The sequence below is a fragment of the Mesorhizobium sp. SARCC-RB16n genome (assembly GCF_008520305.1).
Classification (GTDB): Bacteria; Pseudomonadota; Alphaproteobacteria; order Rhizobiales; family Rhizobiaceae; genus Mesorhizobium.
The window spans coordinates 38,494-58,425 of sequence record NZ_ML703256.1 but is presented as its reverse complement, the minus strand read 5'-3'; the positions used below and the strand labels follow the sequence as shown (position 1 = coordinate 58,425).

Here is a 19,932-nt window from a genome sequence, read left to right as displayed (position 1 = left end):
CCGAGGACACTTCCGGGCGACATGCATTAGCCGCGCCCGACGAATGGCATCTTGGTCGCCATCACCGTCATGAACAGCACGTTGGCGTCGAGCGGCAGGCTGGCCATGTGCACGACCGCGTCGGCGACGCGCTGGACATCCATCACCGCTTCGGCTGATATCGAGCCATTGGCCTGCGGCACGCCGACGGTCATCGGCTGCGCCATGTCGGTCAGCGCATTGCCGATGTCGATCTGGCCGCAGGCGATGTCATAGGGACGGCCGTCGAGAGCCAGCGTCTTGGTCAACCCCGTAATGGCGTGCTTGGTCGCCGTATAGGGCACGGAGCCCGGACGCGGCGCATAAGCCGAGACCGAACCATTGTTGATGATGCGGCCGCCCATCGGCTTCTGCTTGCGCATGGCGCCGAATGCCGCACGCGCACACAGGAACGAGCCGGTGAGATTGACGCCGACGATGTCGTTCCACACTTCGACCGGGATCTCGTCGATCGGCGTCGACTTGTAGCCCATGCCGGCATTGTTGAAGAGCAGGTCGACGCGGCCGAACGCCTCCGCGACGGTCTCGAACAGATCGTCGACTTCGCCGGCCTTGCTGATGTCGCAGGCAACAGCCAATGCCTTGGCGTCGGTCGGTCGGGCCTCGGCGATGGCGCTATCCAGCAGGGACTTGCGCCGCCCGCAGAACACCGTATTCCACCCGGCCTTGAGCAGCGCAGTGGCGACGCTCTTGCCGATCCCGGTGCCGGCGCCGGTGACGATGGCGGTTTTTTGCTCGGTCATGGCTGATGTCCTCCGGCAGCGCCGCCCGACTGATTTTCAGGATTTCGCTCGGGAGAAGGCATCGCAAATGATGGCAGCGATGGCAAGCGGGGCGCGCGATTCCGAAAGGCCACGGGGCTGACAAAAAGGGCGGTCATTGGCGACCGCCCTGATCTGAACCGGGCTTGGGAGGAGGAAAAGCCGATCCGACTGTGTAGAATGATGCGCTTCCTGAGTTAACGAATGGTTAACGCCTCCAGGCCCGCCTGTGCCAATCCGGCTACCACTGCGGATTGGGTGACGTACCCCTGGCGGCGGGAACTTTCGCCGCCGAGACCGTCGCCTCGACGTGGTCGACTAGCGCATCCGGCAGGCCAAGCCGCCCGGCAAGCAGGTCGAGATAACCGCGTTCGGCGCGCGTGTCGGGGTCGATGGTGAGACGTGACGCCGTATAGAGCTCGAGCTTCTGCGCGTCGGTCCTGGCGCCGGTCACCAGCGTTTCGAGGTCGAGTGGGCGCTCCAGCTCCGCCATCAGGAATTTTTCGGCGTTGCCGCCGATCCCGGCGAGACTGAGCTTTCCGGCGATCTTCTGGCGTTCCTCGTCGTCGACATGCCCGTCGGCCTTGGCCGCCGAGATCATCGCCCGCACCAGGGTCAGCGTGAACTCATCCTCGCCTTGCGGCGCCTGCGACGGATGGAAGGCGGTGTCCTTCGGTGGCGGCAGCAACTCCGGCTCGCCGGCGGCAGGCGCCTGTTCCGGTGCGTTGCCGGCCTTGTAGTTCTGATAGGCCTTGTAGGCGAGGCCACCGATGGCGGCCAACCCTCCGAGCTTCACCGCGGCACCCGTCACCTGCCGGCCAGCACCGGTCCCAAGCAGTACGGCGGCCAGCGCACCGGCGGCCAGCGGATTGTCCTTGGCCATCTGCACCGCTTGCCCGGCCTTGTCGCGGACCGTGCCGCTGGTGCCGGGAACTTGCGAGCCGAGCAGATCGTCGAGAAGCTTCTTGGGATCGAACATCAATGCCTCCAGGATTTGCCCGGCCGAACGGGCAGGTTTCCAACGCCGAAGACGTAGGTCCCGAAGCCTGACATTGCAATGACAGGCCGCCGCCGCTTTGCCCGGCGGTTCGATCAGGATCCGATGTGCGGTCCTCTGCCCCTGGCTTGCGCGAGCTCGACCTGCCGCTGACGCTCTGCGTAGCGCTTGCGGTCTTCATCGGAGCGGGCGTCGAAGCAGTGCGGGCACGAAACCCCGGCGGCATATTTCGGCGACACCAAGTCGCTCTCCGTCAGCGGATGGCGGCACGCGCGGCACAATTCCGCCTCGCCCTCTGCGAGGCCGTGCGACACCGAAACCCGCTCGTCGAAGACGAAGCACTCGCCCTGCCAGAGGCTCCGCTCCGCGGGAACCTCTTCGAGGTATTTGAGGATACCGCCCCTGAGGTGGAACACGTCCTCGAAGCCGAGCGACTTCACATAGGCGGTCGCCTTTTCGCAGCGGATGCCGCCGGTGCAGAACATCGCCACCTTGCGGCCTTCGAGCTCCGCCCGATGCGCTTCCACCCAGGCCGGAAATTCGCGGAAGCTCGCCGTCGCCGGATCGACCGCGCCTTTGAAGGTGCCGATCGAGACTTCATAAGTGTTGCGCGTATCGATGACGATCGTATCGGGTTGTGAGATCAGCGCATTCCAGTCGGCAGGCTCCACATAGGTGCCCGCGCTTGTCGCCGGATCGATAGTCTCGACGCCCATGGTGACGATCTCGCGCTTCAGCCGCACCTTCATGCGGTGAAACGGCATGGTCGCGGCACTGCTGTACTTGACCTCGAGACCCGACAGGCCGTCGACCGTTTCGATGTGTTCTATCAGCGCGGCGATCGCTTCCTCGCTGCCGGCGACGGTGCCGTTGATGCCCTCATGCGCCAGGAGCAGCGTGCCCTTGATGCCGTGCCCGCAGCAGAAGGCCGCAAGCGGCGCGCGCAACGCCCCGAAAGCGTCGAGTCGGGCAAAACGGTAGAGCGCGGCGACGCGGACTGGCTGGGATGGCGCGGGCAGTGTTGTCATTGCCAGAGTAACTAGACGCTCGCAGAAGCCGATTCAAGCGAAACGGGTTCGGGCCGCCTGTCATGGCCTTGTCGGGAAAGAACCTCTAAGCTTGGCGGCAACGCGTGACATCGCGCCGCGACCGGTTTCGTGGACAGGGTAATACCCGTCTGCTAATCGGTTGAATTCCCTTCGATGCAGCCCGACAAGGAGAGACAGATGCCCAGCAAGACCGAGAAACTCCTGTCGCTGCTCAACGGCCAGCCAGTCATTCCGGTGTTGAAGATCGCCAACGTCGCCGATGCGGTGCCGCTGGCCCGTGCTCTGGCGCGCGGCGGTTTGCCGGCGATCGAGATTACGCTCAGGACAGCGGATGCGCTCGAAGCGATCCGTCGCGTAGCGGGCGAGGTCGAGGAGGCCATCGTCGGCGCTGGCACCATTCTGGATGCCAGCCAGTTCGACGAGGCAGCCGATGCCGGCTCGCGCTTCATCGTCAGCCCCGGCATCACCCGCGAGCTTCTGGCTGCCGCCGCCGACAGCCAGGTTCCGTTGCTGCCCGGTGCCATCACGCCTGGCGAGATCATGGCCGCGCGCGAAGCCGGCCTGCGCTTCCTGAAATTCTTCCCGGCCGAACAGTCCGGCGGCATCGCGTCGCTCAAGGCTTTTGCCTCGCCGCTGGCGGACGTCAAGTTCTGCCCGACCGGCGGCATCACCGGCAAGAACGCGGCCGATTATCTCAGCCTGTCCAATGTCGTCTGCGTCGGCGGCTCGTGGGTGGCGCCCGACGACATGGTCAAGGCTGGCAAATGGGACGAGATTGAAGCTCTCGCACGCGCGGCGAGCAAACTCGCGAAATAACGCCCTTCCGGACGACACGAAAAAACCGGCCGACTCACGTCGACCGGGCCTCTTTGACTGGCTAATGCATGTCGCCCGGAAGTGTCCCTGGTTCAGGGATAACGACATGCATAAAATCAGAAGCTTACAGGAGGTCGGGCGAATCCTATTCGCCGCGACATGCTATAGAGTAGTTCCAGGAAAAGTGCGTAGCGGTTTTCCGTCCGGAATTGCGTGAAAACAAAGAGTTAGAGCGGTTCAGCGATTCTATCAAACGCTAAACCGCTCCAGGGTACGCTCAGTTGCAGACCTTGACCGTCTCCGTCGCCTTGCGATGGTGTCGCCAGTGCGTCACTACCCTTGTCCGGCAGTGCTTCTTCATGTGCATATGATTGTCTTTCTTGACGACAACGGTCTCTGCCTGTGTGGGAGCAATGGCCGCCGCAGCGGTTGCAAGTGCAATGACCGATGCCAGTAGAATGTTCTTCATGGATATCCCCGGGTTTGAACGTACCCCCCACTAACCCGGGAATCAGCAAGCCGTTCCGCATTCACGAGAAGTTCAGCCGCGCGTGATCCCGCAGAGTCAAGGCGCCGCGCGCGCCCTGCCTTGGACGGCAAAAAGCCGCGCCGGCCGCCCGGCGCGGCTTCAGCAATATTCCGGCCTGTTCGTTACTTCGTCTGGAAGCGTGCAACCGACAGAAACTTGACGGCATTGCCGGTAAAGCGATTGGCGTCGGCCACCTGATTGTCCTGCTGGAAGCCGGCCGTATAGACCTCGCTCGGCGGGGTATGCACGATGTTGTAGGCGTAGCCCGGTGCGGTCGTCGCGCTCGAAACGGCAGCGACGTTCTCGCCGCCGGTCAGCGCCCAGCGGGCGGCCTGCGGCGCCGCTGCAACCACCACGGCCCTGGGGCCGGGCTTCTGATCGCGGGCGGTGGCTCTCGCTTCCTTGCGGGTCGTCTTCACGCCGGCCCCGATCGCGGCGGCCGGATCGGTACCGGCAGGGCGGGCGGCAACAGCCTGGCGCGGCGACGCCGCATCGACACCAGACGGATCGTTGAAGGCCGAACGCCGCTCTTCGGACAACGAGGCCAGCTGATATTCGTCGGCGGTGCCGACCTTGGCATTGGCTTCGTCGAGCACGGCCTTGATGGCGTCCGGCTTGGCTGGCTCGGGACGCGCTGTTGGCAGCACGGAGAACGCATCCGTCGCGGTCTTGCCCTGGTCAGCCGTTTCGGCCAGCGCCATCAGCACATCCTTGTTGGGCGGCGGTGCGAGATCCGCCGGCAGCGTCCGCTCGGGGCGCCATGTCGGCAGGGGGATGTTGTTGACGGCAACCTGCGCCGGATCGGCCGCAGCGGCTTCCGCGATGGCTGCCGGATCGGCCTTGCCGAAAGGCATGTTCGCCGGCGCCTGCGCGGTCGCCACTGCCTTTTCGGTGGTGGCCGTCGCATCCGCCATGGCGAACGGAACATGCTCAGGCTGTGCGCCGATGTCGGCCTTCGGCCGCGGCGCGAAATCGGGCAGCGGGATTTCCTTGGCCGGCAGCGCCGCGATAATCGTCTCCGGCGTGTTCTTCTCCGGTTCCGGAGCCTGCTCGTCGGCAACTTGCGGAATGTCGGCGCGCTGGGCATTCTCGGGGGCCACGATGGCGATGCCAGGCAGGTTGCTGCTCTTGGCGGCCGCGGCCGGCTTCAGATTTCTAGCCTTGGGAGCAGGTGCGGCCGAAGCGGTCTCCACGTCGGCGCTGTCGTCGGCCTCGTCAGCGCCACCGCCGCCGAACAAGGCAGAGAGGAACCCGCCCGATTTCTTGCCGCTGCCACCGGCGCTGGCCATTTCGATATTCGGCGTGCCGGAACCCTTGCGCGACTGGTAGGAGGCCAGCGCCTGTTCATAGCCGGGCAGTGGCCGGCCATCGCTCGGCACATGCAGCGTCTTGCCATTGGGGAACAGGCTGACCAGTTCCTGGCGGCTGATGCCCGGCCAGTGGCGCACATTGCCGACATCCATGTGGACGAATGGCGAACCGGAGGTCGGGTAATAGCCGACGCCGCCGCCCTGCATCTTGAGGCCGATATTGCGCAGCTTCTTCAGCGGCACGCCGGGAATATAGAAATCCATAGCCTTGCCAAGCATATGCTGGCTCTTCTCGGCGACACCCCGGCTGCGGCTGCGCAGCATCGAATTGGTCGACGGCGAACGGTAGCCGCAGACGACCTGGATATAGTCGGTCGCGCCGCTTTCGCGATACGCCTCCCAGACGAGGTCCAGCAGACGCGGGTCCATCTTGGTCGGCTCGTTGCGGCGCCAGTCGCGCAGGATGATGTTGATCTTCCTCAGGCCCTCGGGAATATAGCGGCCATTGCGCTTGTAGACGATCTCCGCCTTCTCGTGCGTGTGGAGGTGGTAGAGCTTCAGCGAACGAACTTCGGCTTGGGCGCCCGTGGCGGCCGCGGCCACAAAACCAAATGCGACAATCACCGCCGCCAACCATCTCGGCCAGACGCTCAAATGATAGTGCCGCCCGTTTGTGAGTCGTTCGATTCTGTTCAAATCAAAAGGCCTTGCAGGCTGCCGTTTGTCCCCGGATTTGCCCAAACGGACGTGTCGTTATCACATCCGAATATCGATCCTAATGGTTAATCATCGCTTATTGAAGCCAAAATGCGGTAACACCGTGGCGATATCCCGTCAAAAATCGTCCCCAAGGTTTCTTGGTAAACCGCTGGTTTAGATCAGGATTCCGGCTTTGGCCGAACACGATCTGTTACCGCCGGCCTCAATGCGTGAACGATACCTCGTCGAGCGCCGCCTCCGACCCGCCATAATCCGGGGAAGGCACTCTGTCGGCCCATATAATGACGAGGGAAACTGGTCCCGGCCTTGCGGTTCAGGAAGCAAGCCTGTCGACGCGGCCGGTTTCCGGGTCGATGCCGTATTCCTTGAGCTTGCGGTAAAGCGTCGAGCGGCCGATGCCGAGCCTGCGGGCGACCTCGCTCATCTGGCCATTGTAGTGATCGATGGCGAGCTTGATCATTTCGAGTTCGACGTCGGCCAGCGCACGCACATTGCCGCGCTCGTCGAGTGCCCGCAGCGTTCCAAAGCGGGGCTGGAGCTCGGCCGGCTGCACAGCCGCTGGAGCGGTCTCGTCGGGCACAAAGTCCTCATCGCGCGGCGCCAGCGGGGGCGCGGCGCCGCTTGCTTCGAACGTGTCGTCCGCCTCAAGATTGACAGTGCCTTCCACCTGCGCCCGGATCTGCGGAAAATCATCGGCGGTCAACACATCGCCTTCGCACAGCACCGAGGCGCGGAAGACGGCGTTTTCGAGCTGCCGGATATTCCCGGGCCAGTCATAGGCCTGCAGCACCGCAAGCGCCGCCGCCGAAATGCCCTTCAGCCGATGGCGCGGGTCGGCCGGCGCCACCTTTTCCATGAAGTGCGTGACCAGATGAGGGATGTCGTCGCGGCGGTCGCGCAGCGGCGGCACGAAGATCGGATAGACATTCAGCCGGTAGAACAGATCCTCGCGGAACTTGCCGTCCTTGACCTGCTGCAGGAGGTTGCGGTGCGTCGCCGAAATCAGCCGGATGTCGACCTTCACGGTCGAGCGGCCGCCAACCGGATCGACCTCGCCCTCCTGGACGGCGCGCAGCAGCTTGACCTGCACGTCGAGCGGCAGATCGCCGATCTCGTCGAGGAACAGCGTGCCGGAATGCGCCTCGACGAATTTGCCGGTGTGCTTGTCGGTGGCGCCGGTGAACGAGCCTTTCTCGTGGCCGAACAGGATGGATTCCACCAGATTGTCGGGGATGGCGCCGCAATTGACCGTGACGAACGGTTTCGAGCGGCGGTCGCCGCTGCCCTGGATGGCACGCGCCACCAACTCCTTGCCGACGCCGGACTCACCCTCGATCAGGATCGGGATGTGGGAGGCCGCCGCTTTCTGGCCGAGGCGTATCACCCTGTCCATGGCCGGACTGTGAGTAATCATGTCCCTGAAGGTCAGCAGCCCGCCGCGTTTGCGCGACGTGCGTTTGACCTCGCCTTCGACCGCCTCGACCTTGAGCGCATTGGAGATCGAGGCCTGCAGCCTGTCGGGCGAAGCCGGCTTGACGACGAAATCGAAGGCGCCGTGGCGCATCGCCGAAACCACGGTTTCGATGCCGCCCTGCGCGGTCTGCACGATGACCGGCACGCTGATGTCGCGCTCGCGCATCGCCTTCAGCACGCCGATACCGTCGAGACCGGGCATGACCAGGTCGAGAATCACAACCGAGACGTCACGGGCGCCAGGCCCGTCGAGAACTTCGAGACCGGCAGCACCGCCATCGGCGACGATTGCGGTATGGCCGAACCGCGTCACCGCCGCCTCGAGCAGCCGGCGCTGCACGGGATCGTCATCGACTATGAGTATGGAACCTGTCATGACTGTCTTGGCTTGCCCGCGCCCGAAATCCCCATGGATCATCTTGGCACAGGGTTCTAAATAAGGTTTCAAAAAACCCGGTGAACGAATTCCTTAGGATTTGACCGGCTTCTCCATTCCCGTTGATTCTGGCTCCCTGATTCCGGCTACTTGATTCAAAGCCGGTCACTTGATTCAAAAAGCTGGCCACTCGTTTCAAAGAAGGCCACTCGTTTCAAAGAAGGTATGTCGATGCGCATGATGTTTGATCGGCGGATTGCGGCGCCAGCGTCCGGTCAAGGCGCGGCCGGGCTTGGCGATCTGCCGGAATGGAATCTCGCCGACCTTTATGCCGGCATGGAGGCGCCGGAACTGAAGCGTGACATTGCCAAGGCGGCCGCCGATGCCATCGCATTCGAGTCCCGCTGGAAAGGCACGCTCGCCGCCGAGGCCGGGCGTGGCAGCGCCGGCAGGCTGGGCGAGGCGCTTGCCGCGTACGAGGCGCTCGAGGAACTGATCGGCCGCATCGTCTCCTATGCCGGCCTCGTCTACGCCGGCAACACCGCCGATCCGCAGCGCGCCAAACTCTATGGCGATATCCAGGAGAAGATGACCGACGCCAGCGCGCATCTGCTGTTCTTCGCGCTCGAGCTGAACCTTATCGACGATGCGGCGATCGAAGGCGCGCTGACCAGCGACCCCGCCTTTGAGCATTACCGCCCGTGGGTGCTCGATCTGCGCATGGACAAGCCCTATCAGCTCGAGGACCGCGTCGAGCAGCTTTTCCACGAGAAGTCGATCACCGGGCGCGGCGCCTGGAATCGCCTGTTCGACGAGACGATGACCGATCTTCGTTTCGATATCGACGGCGAGGAACTGACGCTGGAGCCGGCCCTCAACCGCCTGCAGGATGCCAATGGCGAGGTCCGCCGGCGCGCCTCAGAGGCGCTGGCCACGACCTTCCGCAAGAACCTGCGCACCTTCACGCTGATCACCAACACGCTTGCCAAGGACAAGGAAATTTCCGACCGCTGGCGCGGCTTCGAGGACATCGCCGATTCACGCCATCTCGCCAACCGCGTCGAGCGCGGCGTGGTCGATGCGCTCGCCACCGCCGTGCGCGAGGCCTATCCGCGCCTGTCGCACCGCTACTACCAGATGAAGGCGCGCTGGCTCGGCATGGAGGTGATGAACCACTGGGACCGCAACGCGCCGCTGCCGGAGACGCCGCAGGCGGTGATCGGCTGGGACGAGGCCAGGAACACCGTGCTGTCGGCCTATCACCGCTTCTCGCCCGAGATGGCCGACATCGCGCGCACCTTCTTCGACCGCAACTGGATCGACGCGCCGGTGCGCCCAGGCAAGTCGCCGGGTGCCTTCGCCCACCCGACCGTGCCATCGGCTCACCCCTATGTGCTGCTCAACTACATGGGCAAGCCGCGCGACGTGATGACGCTGGCGCATGAACTCGGGCACGGCGTGCATCAGGTGCTGGCCGCCGGCCAGGGCGCGCTGATGGCCTCGACGCCGCTGACGCTGGCGGAGACGGCATCCGTCTTCGGCGAGATGCTGACCTTCCGCTCGCTGCTCGAGCAGACCACCGACCGGCGCGAGCGCAAGGCCATGCTCGCCCAGAAGGTCGAGGATATGATCAACACGGTGGTGCGCCAGATCGCCTTCTACGAGTTCGAGCGCAAGGTACATGCCGAGCGCCGCAATGGCGAACTGACATCCGACAGGCTCGGGCAGTTCTGGCTGGAGGTTCAGGCCGAAAGCCTGGGTCCGGCGATCAAGTTGCGCGAGGGCTACGAGGTGTTCTGGACCTACATCCCTCATTTCATCCACTCGCCCTTCTACGTCTATGCCTATGCGTTCGGCGACTGCCTGGTGAACTCGCTCTATGCGGTCTACCAGAATGCCGAGCGCGGCTTTCAGGACAAATATTTCGAGATGCTGCGTGCCGGCGGCACCAAGCATCATTCGCAGCTTCTGGCGCCTTTCGGCCTCGACGCCACCGATCCCGCCTTCTGGCAGATCGGGCTCGGCGTGATCAGCGGCCTGATCGACGAACTGGAAACACTCGACGATTGAGACGCCTCTTGCCCGGCAAGAACAGTTTAGCCGGAATGCATCTGTCGGCTCGACTATTCTTGTCCTAAATATTTGTTCTTGAAGAACTCTCCACGGACTTTTTCCCATAGCTTTCCGTAAGCTCTATGGTAGCTTTCGCTTCAAGCTCAGCCGGAGCGCATGCGGATCGGCGAGGGAAATCTCTGCCGGCCGTGCGCTCAGGCGAACGCGACAACTGCCGTTGGCCATGGGCAAGCAAAGCCGATCGCCGACAGCTCGAACCGAAGCCGGCTGTTCTGCGAACCCGCGGGACCATCATCGAGTAGTCCGTCGCCGAAGGTCATGACCCACGGCAGACGGATCTGACTGGAGAGAGAGACAAATGGGCACTTTTTTCTACATGCTCCTGGCGTTCCTTGTGGGTGTGTTGGTTGGCTGGTTCATCTGGGGTCGCCTGCGCGGTGAGCTCGACAGCCTGCGCGGCGACCTCGATCGCACCCGCAGCGAGCGCGACCGGCTGCGCGCCGACAGCGACCGCCTGACGGGCGAACTGAACGCATGCGGCAAGACGCGCTCCGATCTCGAGCGCCAGCTGCGCGAGGCACAGGTTTCCACCGGAGCCGGCGCGGCAAAGACCAGCAGTCAACCACCGGCAGCCCTGATGTCGACGCCGGCAACGGCCAAATCCACTCCGGCAGCGGCCAAGGCTGCGCCTGCCAAACCAGCGGTGGCAAAGCCGCCGGCTGCAGCGAAACCCGCCGCGGCCAAGGCCACGGTTCCAGCCAAACCCGCGGCGAGCAAACCCGCAGTCGCCGGCTCGGCGACCAAGAGCGCGGCCGCTCCCAGGGCGGCAGCGACCAAGACAGCCGCACCGGCAGCAGCCAAGCCGGCGTCGGCCAAGCCCGACAATCTGCGCCGACTGATCGGCATCGGTCCGGTCAACGAAAAGCTTCTCAAGGGACAAGGTGTGACCAGCTTCGCCCAGATCGCCGCCTGGACGGCCGCCGACATCGAGCGGATCGAACACGCCCTGCAATTCGGCGGCCGGGTCGAACGCGAGCGCTGGGTCGAACAGGCCAAGCTGCTCGCCGCCGGCAACGAGGCGGAGTTCGCCAAGCAGTTTCCGACGGCTGGAACCTCCAGCAACACCTGATCTGCCGAGGAAAGGATCACAACCGGCGGCGTCACGGCGCCGCCGGTTTGTTTTGCCGGCAAGGTCGAACCCATAGGTCGGCTTTGAGGGACAGGGTGCCGTTCTCTCGATTGCACGCGCCCGGCCCCCCATATAGAGCGATCGTCGGCTACATCGATCCCGGTTCCCATGTCCCTGCCCGCCGCAATTTTCCGCAACGACGAAAGCGCGCGCCAGCTCGCCTTCAAGCGGCCGGCCGATGTTATCGTTGCGCATCAGGCCAAGGACTTCCCGGCTGCCCTGGAAGCAGCGCAGGCCGCGCACGACGCCGGCAAATGGCTGGCCGGCTATTTCTCCTACGAGGCCGGTTACCTGCTCGAGCCGAAACTTGTTCCCCTGCTGCCGGGCCGGCGCCGCGCCCCGCTGGTCTGCCTCGGGGTCTTCGATGCCCCGGATGAAGAGGCGGTGCTGCCGCGAGGCGCACCGACCAACGGCCCGATCTTCGACGCAAGGGCGGCCTGGTCGTTCGAGGACTACCAGAAGCGCTTCTCGCGGTTGCACCGGCACATCAGGCAGGGCGATTGCTATCAGGGCAACCTGACCTTTCCAGTGCACGCGCAATGGTCCGGCGACCCGCTCGCCGCCTTCGACGCGCTGACCGAACGCCAGCCGGTGAAATACGGCGCGCTGGTCTCGCTCGGCGACCCGATCGTTCTGTCGCGCTCGCCCGAACTGTTCTTCGAGATCGATGCAGCGGGGATGATCGAGACGCATCCGATGAAGGGTACCGCGCCGCGTGGCGCGACCAAGGACGAGGACGAGCGGCAGAAGAATTTCCTGCGCAACGACGAGAAGAACCAGGCCGAGAACCGGATGATCGTCGACCTCCTGCGCAACGACATATCGCTGATCAGCGAGGTCGGCACGCTGGAAGTGCCGGAACTGTTCCGCATCGAGACCTACCCGACCGTGCACCAGATGGTGAGCGACGTCCGGGCCAGGCTGCTGCCCGGCCTCTCGATACGCCAGGTCTTCGCGGCGCTGTTTCCCTGCGGCTCAATCACCGGCGCGCCGAAGATACGCGCCATGGAGATCCTGCACGATCTGGAGGGCACGCCGCGCGACGTCTATTGCGGCGCCATCGGCTGGATCGCCCCCGGTGGCACGATGCGCTTTTCGGTGGCGATCCGTACCATCTCGCTCTTCGCCAACGGCGAGGCCGTCTACAATGTCGGCGGCGGCATCGTCTTCGATTCGGTCGCGGAAGAGGAGTACCAGGAGTGTCTGCTCAAAGCCCGCTTCGCGACGGGGACACCGCCGGTTTCGAACTGATCGAGACCATGCGCTGGGAACCCGCCTCGGGCTTCCTGCGCCTCGATCGCCATCTTGCGCGCCTTTATGGCTCGGCGGTGGAACTGGGCTTCGTTTATGATCCGCAAAAGGTCGGCGAGGCGCTGAGCGGCGCGGTCGACCGATCGCCCATCGCCATGCGCACGCGGCTCGCTCTGTCGCGCAATGGTGAGGCCAATGCCTCGGCGCAGCCTTATGAACCGCTTGCCGCCGACAAGGTGTGGGCGCTGCGGCTGGCACGGACGAGGCTCGATTCGAGCAATATGCTGCTGCGCCACAAGACCAGCCGGCGGCAGCTCTACACCCATGCCCGCTCCGAATATCTCGTCACCCAGGCCGACGAGGTGCTGCTGGCCAATGAGCGCGGCGAGATCTGCGAAGGCACGATCACCAATGTCTTCGCCGATTTCGGCGACGGCATCCTGGCGACGCCTCGGCTCGATTGCGGCCTGCTGCCTGGCGTATTGCGCGGCGCGCTTCTGGATGAAGGCCGCGCCAGTGAAGCCATCTACAGCTTGGAGGACCTGAAATCCGCCAAGGCGCTGTTCGTCGGCAATTCGCTGCGCGGGCTGATCCCGGCAAGACTGATCTGAGGCATGACGTCCCTACCCGCCCATACACCCTATGACGGCTCCTCGAAACTCTTCACCATCGGGCTGAAGCCGCTCGATCCCGCGAACTGGATCGAGGTCGACAGTCACCTCCTGTCCTATCTCGCCGAGAAGCGCCGGCTCTATGCCGAGATTCCGGACAAGGTCTTCGTCGAGGAAGACAGCACACGCGAGGCCCAGCGCGAAGTGCTCGATCTGCTCGAAGCGCATCTGCCGGTGGCATTCCCCGAAGCCTATCGACGCACCAGTAACAGGGTCGAGGTAATTGGTGCCACCAGCGGCGGCGACTTTGCGAACGTGCCGCTTGTCAGAGCCTCGCTGCTTGTCCAGGAAGACCTGATCCTGATGCGCCGGGACGAAGACGGCTGGCGTCTGGCCGCGGGTTCGCTGTGCTTTCCTTCGTCCTGGTCGCTCACCGAAAAGTTCGGCAAGCCACTGCAGCAGATCCACGCGCCTGTGCCGGGCTTTGGTCCGGGCACAAGACCGGCCGATCTCATCAACCGGATGTTCGATGGCCTGCAGGGCCAGGCGGTCGAGCGTTACAACTGGTCGATCCAATCAGGCGATGCGCTCTATCACCCGCTGTCCAATGTCGAGCGCATCGACCGCGCCACCAGCCGGCCGACGCGTTTCCCCGACGGTGATGTCCAGGCGCACGCCTTCATCCGTGTCGAGCGTCAGACGCTACGCAAACTGCCCGCCTCGCGCGACATCCTGTTCACCATCCGCATCCATCTCGACCCACTCGCCGTGCTGGCGCGGCATCCGGACCGGGCGACACTGGCGGCGTCCTTCGCCGCCCAGCTCGACGCGCTCGATATCGCCCAGCTCGACTACAAGGGCCTGACATCGGATCGCGATCGCCTGATCGCTGTCCTTAACCACATGGCCAAGGACGCGTAGTCGCGGGTTGGCGCTTTTCGCTGGTTTATGACAATGATCTGTGATGTAGCGCATGGCCGTTGGGCGAAACTGCCCGGCTTTTGCTCGTAGTTGCCCGGCTTTTGCACGCAGTTGCCCGGCTTTTGCACGTAGTTGAAGGAGTGCTCGATAAAATGGCGAATGAAAACTGGCCCGTTTACGGTGAGATCACCGGCCCCGTGGTGATGATCGGCTTTGGCTCGATCGGACGCGGAACGCTGCCGCTCATCGAACGCCATTTCAAGTTCGACAAGTCGCGCATGACGGTCCTCGACCCGCGCGATACCGATCGCAAGCTGCTCGACGAGCGCGGCATCGCCTTCCTCCAGGAAGCGGTGACCGAGAAGAACTACAAGAAGCTTTTGACGCCGCTTCTGACCAATGGCGGCGGCCAGGGCTTCTGCGTCAACCTGTCGGTCGATACCGGCTCGGTGGACCTGATGCGGCTCTGCCGCAAGCTCGGCGTGCTCTACATCGACACCGTCGTCGAGCCGTGGCTTGGCTTCTATTTCGACGCCAAGGCCGACAATGCCAGCCGCACCAACTATGCGCTGCGCGAAGCGCTGATCAAGGAAAAGCACGACAAGCCGGGCGGCGCGACGGCGATCTCTACCTGCGGTGCCAATCCCGGCATGGTGTCGTGGTTCGTCAAGCAGGCGCTGGTCAATTTGGCCACCGATCTTGGCATGGAATTCTCCGAGCCCGCGCAGGACGACCGTGAGGGCTGGGGCAAACTCATGAAGAAGGCCGGCGTCAAGGGCATCCACATCGCCGAGCGCGACACCCAGCGCACCAAGAAGCCCAAGCCGATGGATGTGTTCTGGAACACCTGGTCGGTCGAGGGCTTCATCTCCGAGGGATTGCAGCCAGCCGAGCTCGGCTGGGGCACGCATGAGACCTGGATGCCCAAGAACGGCAAGAAGCACAAGCACGGTTCCAAGGCCGCGATCTACCTGGAGCAACCGGGCGCCAACACCCGCGTGCGCTCCTGGTGCCCGACGCCGGGCGCGCAGTACGGCCTGCTGGTGACGCACAACGAGGCGATCTCGATCGCCGATTTCTTCACCGTGCGCTCCAAGAAGGGCAAGGTTCAATACCGCCCCACATGCCACTACGCCTACCATCCCTGCAACGATGCGATGCTGTCGCTCGACGAGATGTTCGGGGCCGCCGGCAAGCCGCAGCCGGTGCACCACGTGCTCGACGAAAACGAGCTGGTCGACGGCGTCGACGAACTCGGCGTCCTGCTCTACGGCCACGACAAGAATGCCTACTGGTACGGTTCCCAGCTGTCGCTCGCCGAGGCGCGCAAACTGGCCCCCTATCAGAACGCCACCGGCATGCAGGTCACCTCGGCGGTTCTGGCCGGCATGGTATGGGCGCTGGAAAATCCGGCCGCCGGCATCGTCGAGGCCGACGAGATGGACTACAAGCGCTGCCTGGACGTGCAGTCGCCCTATCTCGGACCGGTCAAGGGCTACTATACCGACTGGACGCCGCTCGACAGACGCCCGGGTCTCTTCCCGGAGGACCTCGACCGCAGCGACCCGTGGCAATTCCGCAACATCCTCGTCCGATAGCGGCTCGCTGAACATACGCCATTGCCTTGCAATCGCCCGGAAATCGGGCGATTGAAGGGATGCGGCCTGGTGTGGCGATGTGCGTTCCCGTAGGGCGCATAAAGCATACCCCAGCACTTTGGACGTTCGCGTCGCGCTTTCCAGAAATCGGCCGATTTTTGGACCGACGCGTTTGGAGAGGATTTCATATGACTATTGCGCGCAAAGTTCTTTCGATGGGCATGGCGGGCGCGGTTGCCTCGATGCTCGCTGCCTGTGCCACCAGCGGTCCCGGAGAGCCGCCGATGGCAGCAGCGCCGAAAGGCGTCGAGGGCTCCTGGATCGATGCCAAGGGCACCGGCCTGTCGACCTTCAACGGCGGTAAGTTCACGACCGTTGCCACCGACACCGGCCAAAAGCTGGCTGATGGCAGCTACACGATGACCGGCGCCACTTCGGTGCAGATCAACGGCACCTCGCTGATCCGCCAGACCGGTGTCAGCTTCAACTGCCTGCTGGTGTCCACCAGCCAGCTCAACTGCACCAGTTCGGGCGGCCAGAACTTCGTCCTGACGCGGCGCGTCTGAGCCAGCGGACGTTCGCATTACAAAGGACGGCGGCCGCCCGGGCGCCGTCCTTTTTTACGCCGGCAAATACCCCGGGTTTGCGCCAGCAAATACCCCGGGTTTTGCTGCAGCAAATACCCCAGGTTTTGCCCGGCAAATACCCCCGGGTTTGTGCTCGGCATTTCCGCTTGCGTCAGCCGGAACGCGATGGGAACATGATCAAAACGCTGGCTGTTATATCCCAGTCAAGCAAGGGCGTTAGACGCCTCTGATCAGCCTATCGGGAGACGAAGATGAAGAAGCTTGCCGCCATTGCCGCCCTTTCCGCGTCGACGCTTGGCCTTTCGGCCGGTGCATCCTTTGCCGACTACACACTGAACATCCTGCACATCAATGACTGGCACAGCCGTATCGAAGGCAACAACAAATATGAGTCGACCTGCTCGGCCGAGGAGGAGACCAAGGGCGAATGCATTGGCGGCGCCGGCCGGTTGATCACCGCCATCGCCCAGGAGCGCAAGAAGCTGGAAGGGCAGAACGTGTTGCTGCTCAGCGCCGGCGACAATTTCCAGGGTTCGCTGTTCTACACGACATACAAGGGCAAGGTCGAAGGCGAGTTCCTCAACGACATGAAGTTCGACGCCATGGCGCTCGGCAACCATGAATTCGACGATGGCGAAGCCGCCCTTGCGCCATTCCTCGACATGATCAAATTCCCCGTGCTCGGCGCCAACGTCAAGGCCAACGCGCAGTCCAAGCTGGGCGACCGCGTCAAGCCGTCGATCGTGGTCGAGGTCGGCGGCCAGAAGATCGGTATCATCGGCGCCGTCACCAACGACACGCCCGAACTCGCCTCGCCCGGCCCCAACATCACCATCGAGGACGACGTCAAGTCGATCACGGCGGAGGTCGAGAAGTTGAAGGCGCAGGGGATCAACAAGATCATCGCCGTGACCCATATCGGCTATAACAGGGAACGCAACATCATTGCCAAGATTCCCGGCATCGATGTCGTGGTCGGCGGCCACAGCCACACGCTTCTGTCCAACACCGATCCGAAGGCGGCTGGCCCCTACCCAACGATGGTCGACAACCCCGGCGGCTACAAGGTGCCGGTGGTGCAGGCGGCGTCCTATTCGAAATATCTCGGCGAGTTCAAGGTGGTGTTCGACGACAATGGCGTCGTCAAATCGGCGAGCGGCGATCCGATCTATCTCGACAAGTCGATCACACCCGATCCCGCCGTGCTCGCCCGCATCAAGGAACTCGGCGGACCCATCGAGGCCCTAAAGAACAGGGAAGTGGCCGAGACCACCGACGTAATCGATGGGAGCCGCGAAAGCTGCCGTGCCAAGGAATGCGCGATGGGCAACCTCGTCTCCGACGCCATCCTCGACCGCGTCAAGGGACAGGGCGTCGAGATCGCCATCTCCAACGGCGGCGGCCTGCGCGCCTCGATCGACAAGGGCACCGTCACCATGGGCGAGGTGCTGACGGTGCTGCCGTTCCAGAACACGCTGGCGACCTTCCAGATTTCCGGCAAGGACCTGGTCGCCGGCCTCGAAGGCGGGCTCAGCCAGATTGAGGACGGCGCGGGACGTTTTCCGCAGGTCGCGGGCCTCAAATATTCCTTCGACAAATCGGTCGCGCCCAATGCCGGCCGCGTCAAGTCGGTGGAAGTGATGGAGAACGGCGCCTGGACGCCGATCAATCCCGACAAGGATTATCTGGTCGCCACCAACAACTATGTCCGCCAGGGCGGCGACGGCTACAAGGTCTTCGCCGAAAAGGCCAGGAACGCCTATGATTACGGCCCCGGCCTCGAACAGGTCGTCGCCGACTATCTCGGCGCTCACCGGCCCTATACGCCCAAGCTCGACGGCCGCATCACGGAGATCGCCGCGACGACAGCGGCAGCTTCCGCCGCCGAGCCAGCCAAGCCGGCTGAACCGGCAAAGCCCGCCGATGCTGCACCGGCGATGCCTGAACTGCCCGCCAACTCAGGCGATATCGCCAACACGCCGCCAGCCATTTCGACGGAAAACGCGCCACCACCACCGGCCTCGCCGAAACCCGCCGAACCGGCAAAGCCTGCCGAGACCGCCCCCGCGCCGGCCGCTCCCGCCCCGTCGGCACCCGCGCCCGCCGAGCCGGCAAAGCCCGCTGAAGCCGCACCGGCCACCGGCAGCCATGTCATCGTCACCGGCGATACTTACTGGGATCTGGCGAAGAAAGCCTATGGCGATGCGACCAAGTGGAAACTCATCTATGAGGCGAACAAGGGTCAAAGGCCGCATCGGCTTGTGCCGGGCGCGACATTGACCATCCCGGCGAAGTAATTCGTCCAGTTCCGCGACATGCCCGCCCGGGAAACCGGGCGGGTTCTGTATTATAGCCTAATGCATGTCGCCCGGAAGTGTCCTCGGTTCCGGGACAACGATATGCATAAAATCAAAAGCTTACAGCAGGTCGGGCGAATCCTATTCGCCGCGACATGCTGTAAGGTGCGGCCAGACGCGGCATTGAAAGCTCCTGCAGGATGGTTAGGTTCACATCTCCGGAGACCCATATGACGCTTCCCACCCTTGTCGATCCCAAAGCCGCGAAAGCCGCTGGCCCACGACCGGACGGCCATCCGTCGGTCAAGACCGGCAAGGTGGGCGTCATGCTGGTCAATCTTGGAACCCCGGACGGCACCGAGTTCAGGCCAATGTGGCGCTATCTCAGGGAGTTCCTGTCTGATCCGCGCGTCATCGAGCTCAACAAAGCCATCTGGTATCCCATCCTCTACGGCCTGGTGCTGACCAGGCGGCCGAAGAAATCGGGCGCCAACTACGCCAGGATATGGAACCGCGAAAAGAACGAGTCGCCCTTGCGCACCTACACCCGCGCCCAGGGCGAAAAGCTTGGCACTGCACTGGCTGACCTGCCCGATGTCGTCGTCGACTGGGCGATGCGTTACGGCAATCCCTCCACCGCCAGCGTCGCCGAAAGGCTGGTCGCGAAAGGCTGCGACCGCATTCTGAGCTTTCCGCTCTATCCGCAATATTCAGCGACCACCACGGCCACCGCCAACGACCAGCTATTTCGCGCCTTGATGAAGATGCGGGCGGCACCTGCCGTTCGCAGCGTGCCGCCCTATTACGATGAGCCTGTCTACATCGAGGCGCTGGCCAGTTCGATCGAACGGCATCTGGCGACCCTCGATTTCGAGCCCGAGGTGGTCATTGCCTCCTATCACGGCATCCCAAAACCCTATTTTGAGAAGGGCGATCCCTACCATTGCCATTGCCTGAAGACGACGCGGCTGCTGCGCGGCAGGCTCGGCTGGGGGCAGAACAAGCTGATCACCACCTTCCAGTCGCGCTTCGGGGCGCAGGAATGGCTGCAGCCCTACACAGACAAAACGGTGGAGAAACTGGCCAAGGACGGGGTCAAGTCCATCGCCATCGTCAATCCCGGCTTTTCCGTCGACTGCATCGAGACGCTGGACGAGATCGGCCGAGAAGCAGCCGAGACCTTCCATCATGCCGGTGGCGAGAACTTCGCCCATATCCCTTGCCTCAACGACAGCGCCGAAGGCATGGCGGTGATCGAGGCGATGGTGCGGCGCGAACTGTTGGGCTGGGCCTGACACCGGAACAACGCAAGCTCCGGGGCGTTGAGCAGCCTCC

General features: G+C 63.7%; 16 protein-coding genes. 10 read left to right on the top strand and 6 right to left on the bottom strand.

All coding sequences use genetic code 11. From position 1 onward, the window contains the following. Positions 1–26: 26 nt before the first annotated feature. The 3 genes from C7I87_RS03700 to C7I87_RS03690 all read right to left on the bottom strand — a co-directional run bounded on the left by C7I87_RS03700 (position 27) and on the right by C7I87_RS03690 (position 2,825). A complete protein-coding gene (locus C7I87_RS03700) occupies positions 27–782 on the bottom strand; it encodes an SDR family oxidoreductase (RefSeq protein WP_149902929.1) in 756 nt (251 codons plus the stop codon). Positions 783–1,041: 259 nt separating this feature from the next. Continuing rightward, positions 1,042–1,779: a tellurite resistance TerB family protein gene (locus C7I87_RS03695; RefSeq protein ID WP_149902928.1), complete on the bottom strand. Its 738-nt coding sequence runs from the start codon at positions 1,777–1,779 to the stop codon at positions 1,042–1,044. Positions 1,780–1,892: 113 nt separating this feature from the next. Continuing rightward, the gene (locus C7I87_RS03690) at positions 1,893–2,825 is read right to left on the bottom strand and encodes an oxygen-dependent tRNA uridine(34) hydroxylase TrhO (RefSeq protein WP_149902927.1); all 933 of its coding nucleotides are present in this window, start codon (positions 2,823–2,825) and stop codon (positions 1,893–1,895) included. Between the two features lie 198 nt (positions 2,826–3,023). On the opposite strand from C7I87_RS03690, the gene C7I87_RS03685 reads away from it, so the two are divergent. Beyond that, positions 3,024–3,662, top strand: coding sequence for a 2-dehydro-3-deoxy-phosphogluconate aldolase (locus C7I87_RS03685; RefSeq protein ID WP_149902926.1), 639 nt, complete (start codon positions 3,024–3,026; stop codon positions 3,660–3,662). Between the two features lie 277 nt (positions 3,663–3,939). Here C7I87_RS03685 and C7I87_RS03680 read toward each other — a convergent pair whose 3' ends face one another. The 3 genes from C7I87_RS03680 to C7I87_RS03670 all read right to left on the bottom strand — a co-directional run bounded on the left by C7I87_RS03680 (position 3,940) and on the right by C7I87_RS03670 (position 8,070). Continuing rightward, positions 3,940–4,131, bottom strand: coding sequence for a hypothetical protein (locus C7I87_RS03680; RefSeq protein WP_149902925.1), 192 nt, complete (start codon positions 4,129–4,131; stop codon positions 3,940–3,942). Positions 4,132–4,313: 182 nt separating this feature from the next. After that, positions 4,314–6,125, bottom strand: a complete 1,812-nt coding sequence (locus C7I87_RS03675; protein WP_246696178.1) for a peptidoglycan L,D-endopeptidase MepK — start codon at positions 6,123–6,125, stop codon at positions 4,314–4,316. A 409-nt stretch (positions 6,126–6,534) separates the two neighbouring features. Beyond that, complete coding sequence (locus tag C7I87_RS03670; protein ID WP_149902923.1) at positions 6,535–8,070, bottom strand: sigma-54-dependent transcriptional regulator; 1,536 nt, start codon at positions 8,068–8,070, stop codon at positions 6,535–6,537. Positions 8,071–8,301: 231 nt separating this feature from the next. Between C7I87_RS03670 and C7I87_RS03665 the strand changes: the two genes are divergently transcribed. From C7I87_RS03665 to hemH, 9 genes are all read left to right on the top strand, one after another. Beyond that, positions 8,302–10,140, top strand: coding sequence for a M3 family oligoendopeptidase (locus tag C7I87_RS03665; protein WP_188393718.1), 1,839 nt, complete (start codon positions 8,302–8,304; stop codon positions 10,138–10,140). A gap of 361 nt (positions 10,141–10,501) precedes the next feature. Beyond that, positions 10,502–11,272, top strand: coding sequence for a proton-conducting membrane transporter (locus C7I87_RS03660; protein WP_149902922.1), 771 nt, complete (start codon positions 10,502–10,504; stop codon positions 11,270–11,272). Between the two features lie 156 nt (positions 11,273–11,428). Continuing rightward, positions 11,429–12,583 (top strand): aminodeoxychorismate synthase component I, encoded by a 1,155-nt coding sequence (locus tag C7I87_RS03655; protein WP_373424637.1) that lies wholly within the window; start codon positions 11,429–11,431, stop codon positions 12,581–12,583. Continuing rightward, positions 12,532–13,194, top strand: coding sequence for an aminotransferase class IV family protein (locus C7I87_RS03650; protein ID WP_149902920.1), 663 nt, complete (start codon positions 12,532–12,534; stop codon positions 13,192–13,194). Before C7I87_RS03655 ends, C7I87_RS03650 begins: the two co-directional genes overlap by 52 nt. 3 nt (positions 13,195–13,197) lie before the next feature. Further along, positions 13,198–14,115, top strand: a complete 918-nt coding sequence (locus tag C7I87_RS03645; RefSeq protein WP_149902919.1) for a heme-dependent oxidative N-demethylase family protein — start codon at positions 13,198–13,200, stop codon at positions 14,113–14,115. Positions 14,116–14,267: 152 nt separating this feature from the next. Then, a complete protein-coding gene (locus C7I87_RS03640) occupies positions 14,268–15,713 on the top strand; it encodes a homospermidine synthase (RefSeq protein WP_149902918.1) in 1,446 nt (481 codons plus the stop codon). A gap of 188 nt (positions 15,714–15,901) precedes the next feature. Continuing rightward, on the top strand, positions 15,902–16,279 hold the full coding sequence (locus tag C7I87_RS03635) for an outer membrane lipoprotein Omp10 (RefSeq protein WP_149902917.1): 378 nt from the start codon (positions 15,902–15,904) through the stop codon (positions 16,277–16,279). A gap of 272 nt (positions 16,280–16,551) precedes the next feature. Beyond that, positions 16,552–18,597, top strand: a complete 2,046-nt coding sequence (locus C7I87_RS03630; RefSeq protein ID WP_149902916.1) for a bifunctional metallophosphatase/5'-nucleotidase — start codon at positions 16,552–16,554, stop codon at positions 18,595–18,597. A gap of 230 nt (positions 18,598–18,827) precedes the next feature. Continuing rightward, positions 18,828–19,892, top strand: a complete 1,065-nt coding sequence (gene hemH / locus C7I87_RS03625; protein ID WP_149902915.1) for a ferrochelatase — start codon at positions 18,828–18,830, stop codon at positions 19,890–19,892. Positions 19,893–19,932: the final 40 nt, after the last annotated feature.

Bases quoted from the DNA above. Each gene is read 5' to 3' on its own strand.
- C7I87_RS03700 (WP_149902929.1), bottom strand. From the start codon at position 782: ATGACCGAGCAAAAAACCGCCATCGTCACCGGCGCCGGCACCGGGATC.
- C7I87_RS03695 (WP_149902928.1), bottom strand. From the start codon at position 1,779: ATGTTCGATCCCAAGAAGCTTCTCGACGATCTGCTCGGCTCGCAAGTT.
- C7I87_RS03690 (WP_149902927.1), bottom strand. From the start codon at position 2,825: ATGACAACACTGCCCGCGCCATCCCAGCCAGTCCGCGTCGCCGCGCTC.
- C7I87_RS03685 (WP_149902926.1), top strand. From the start codon at position 3,024: ATGCCCAGCAAGACCGAGAAACTCCTGTCGCTGCTCAACGGCCAGCCA.
- C7I87_RS03680 (WP_149902925.1), bottom strand. From the start codon at position 4,131: ATGAAGAACATTCTACTGGCATCGGTCATTGCACTTGCAACCGCTGCG.
- C7I87_RS03670 (WP_149902923.1), bottom strand. From the start codon at position 8,070: ATGACAGGTTCCATACTCATAGTCGATGACGATCCCGTGCAGCGCCGG.
- C7I87_RS03665 (WP_188393718.1), top strand. From the start codon at position 8,302: ATGCGCATGATGTTTGATCGGCGGATTGCGGCGCCAGCGTCCGGTCAA.
- C7I87_RS03660 (WP_149902922.1), top strand. From the start codon at position 10,502: ATGGGCACTTTTTTCTACATGCTCCTGGCGTTCCTTGTGGGTGTGTTG.
- C7I87_RS03645 (WP_149902919.1), top strand. From the start codon at position 13,198: ATGACGTCCCTACCCGCCCATACACCCTATGACGGCTCCTCGAAACTC.
- C7I87_RS03640 (WP_149902918.1), top strand. From the start codon at position 14,268: ATGGCGAATGAAAACTGGCCCGTTTACGGTGAGATCACCGGCCCCGTG.
- C7I87_RS03635 (WP_149902917.1), top strand. From the start codon at position 15,902: ATGACTATTGCGCGCAAAGTTCTTTCGATGGGCATGGCGGGCGCGGTT.
- C7I87_RS03630 (WP_149902916.1), top strand. From the start codon at position 16,552: ATGAAGAAGCTTGCCGCCATTGCCGCCCTTTCCGCGTCGACGCTTGGC.
- hemH (WP_149902915.1), top strand. From the start codon at position 18,828: ATGACGCTTCCCACCCTTGTCGATCCCAAAGCCGCGAAAGCCGCTGGC.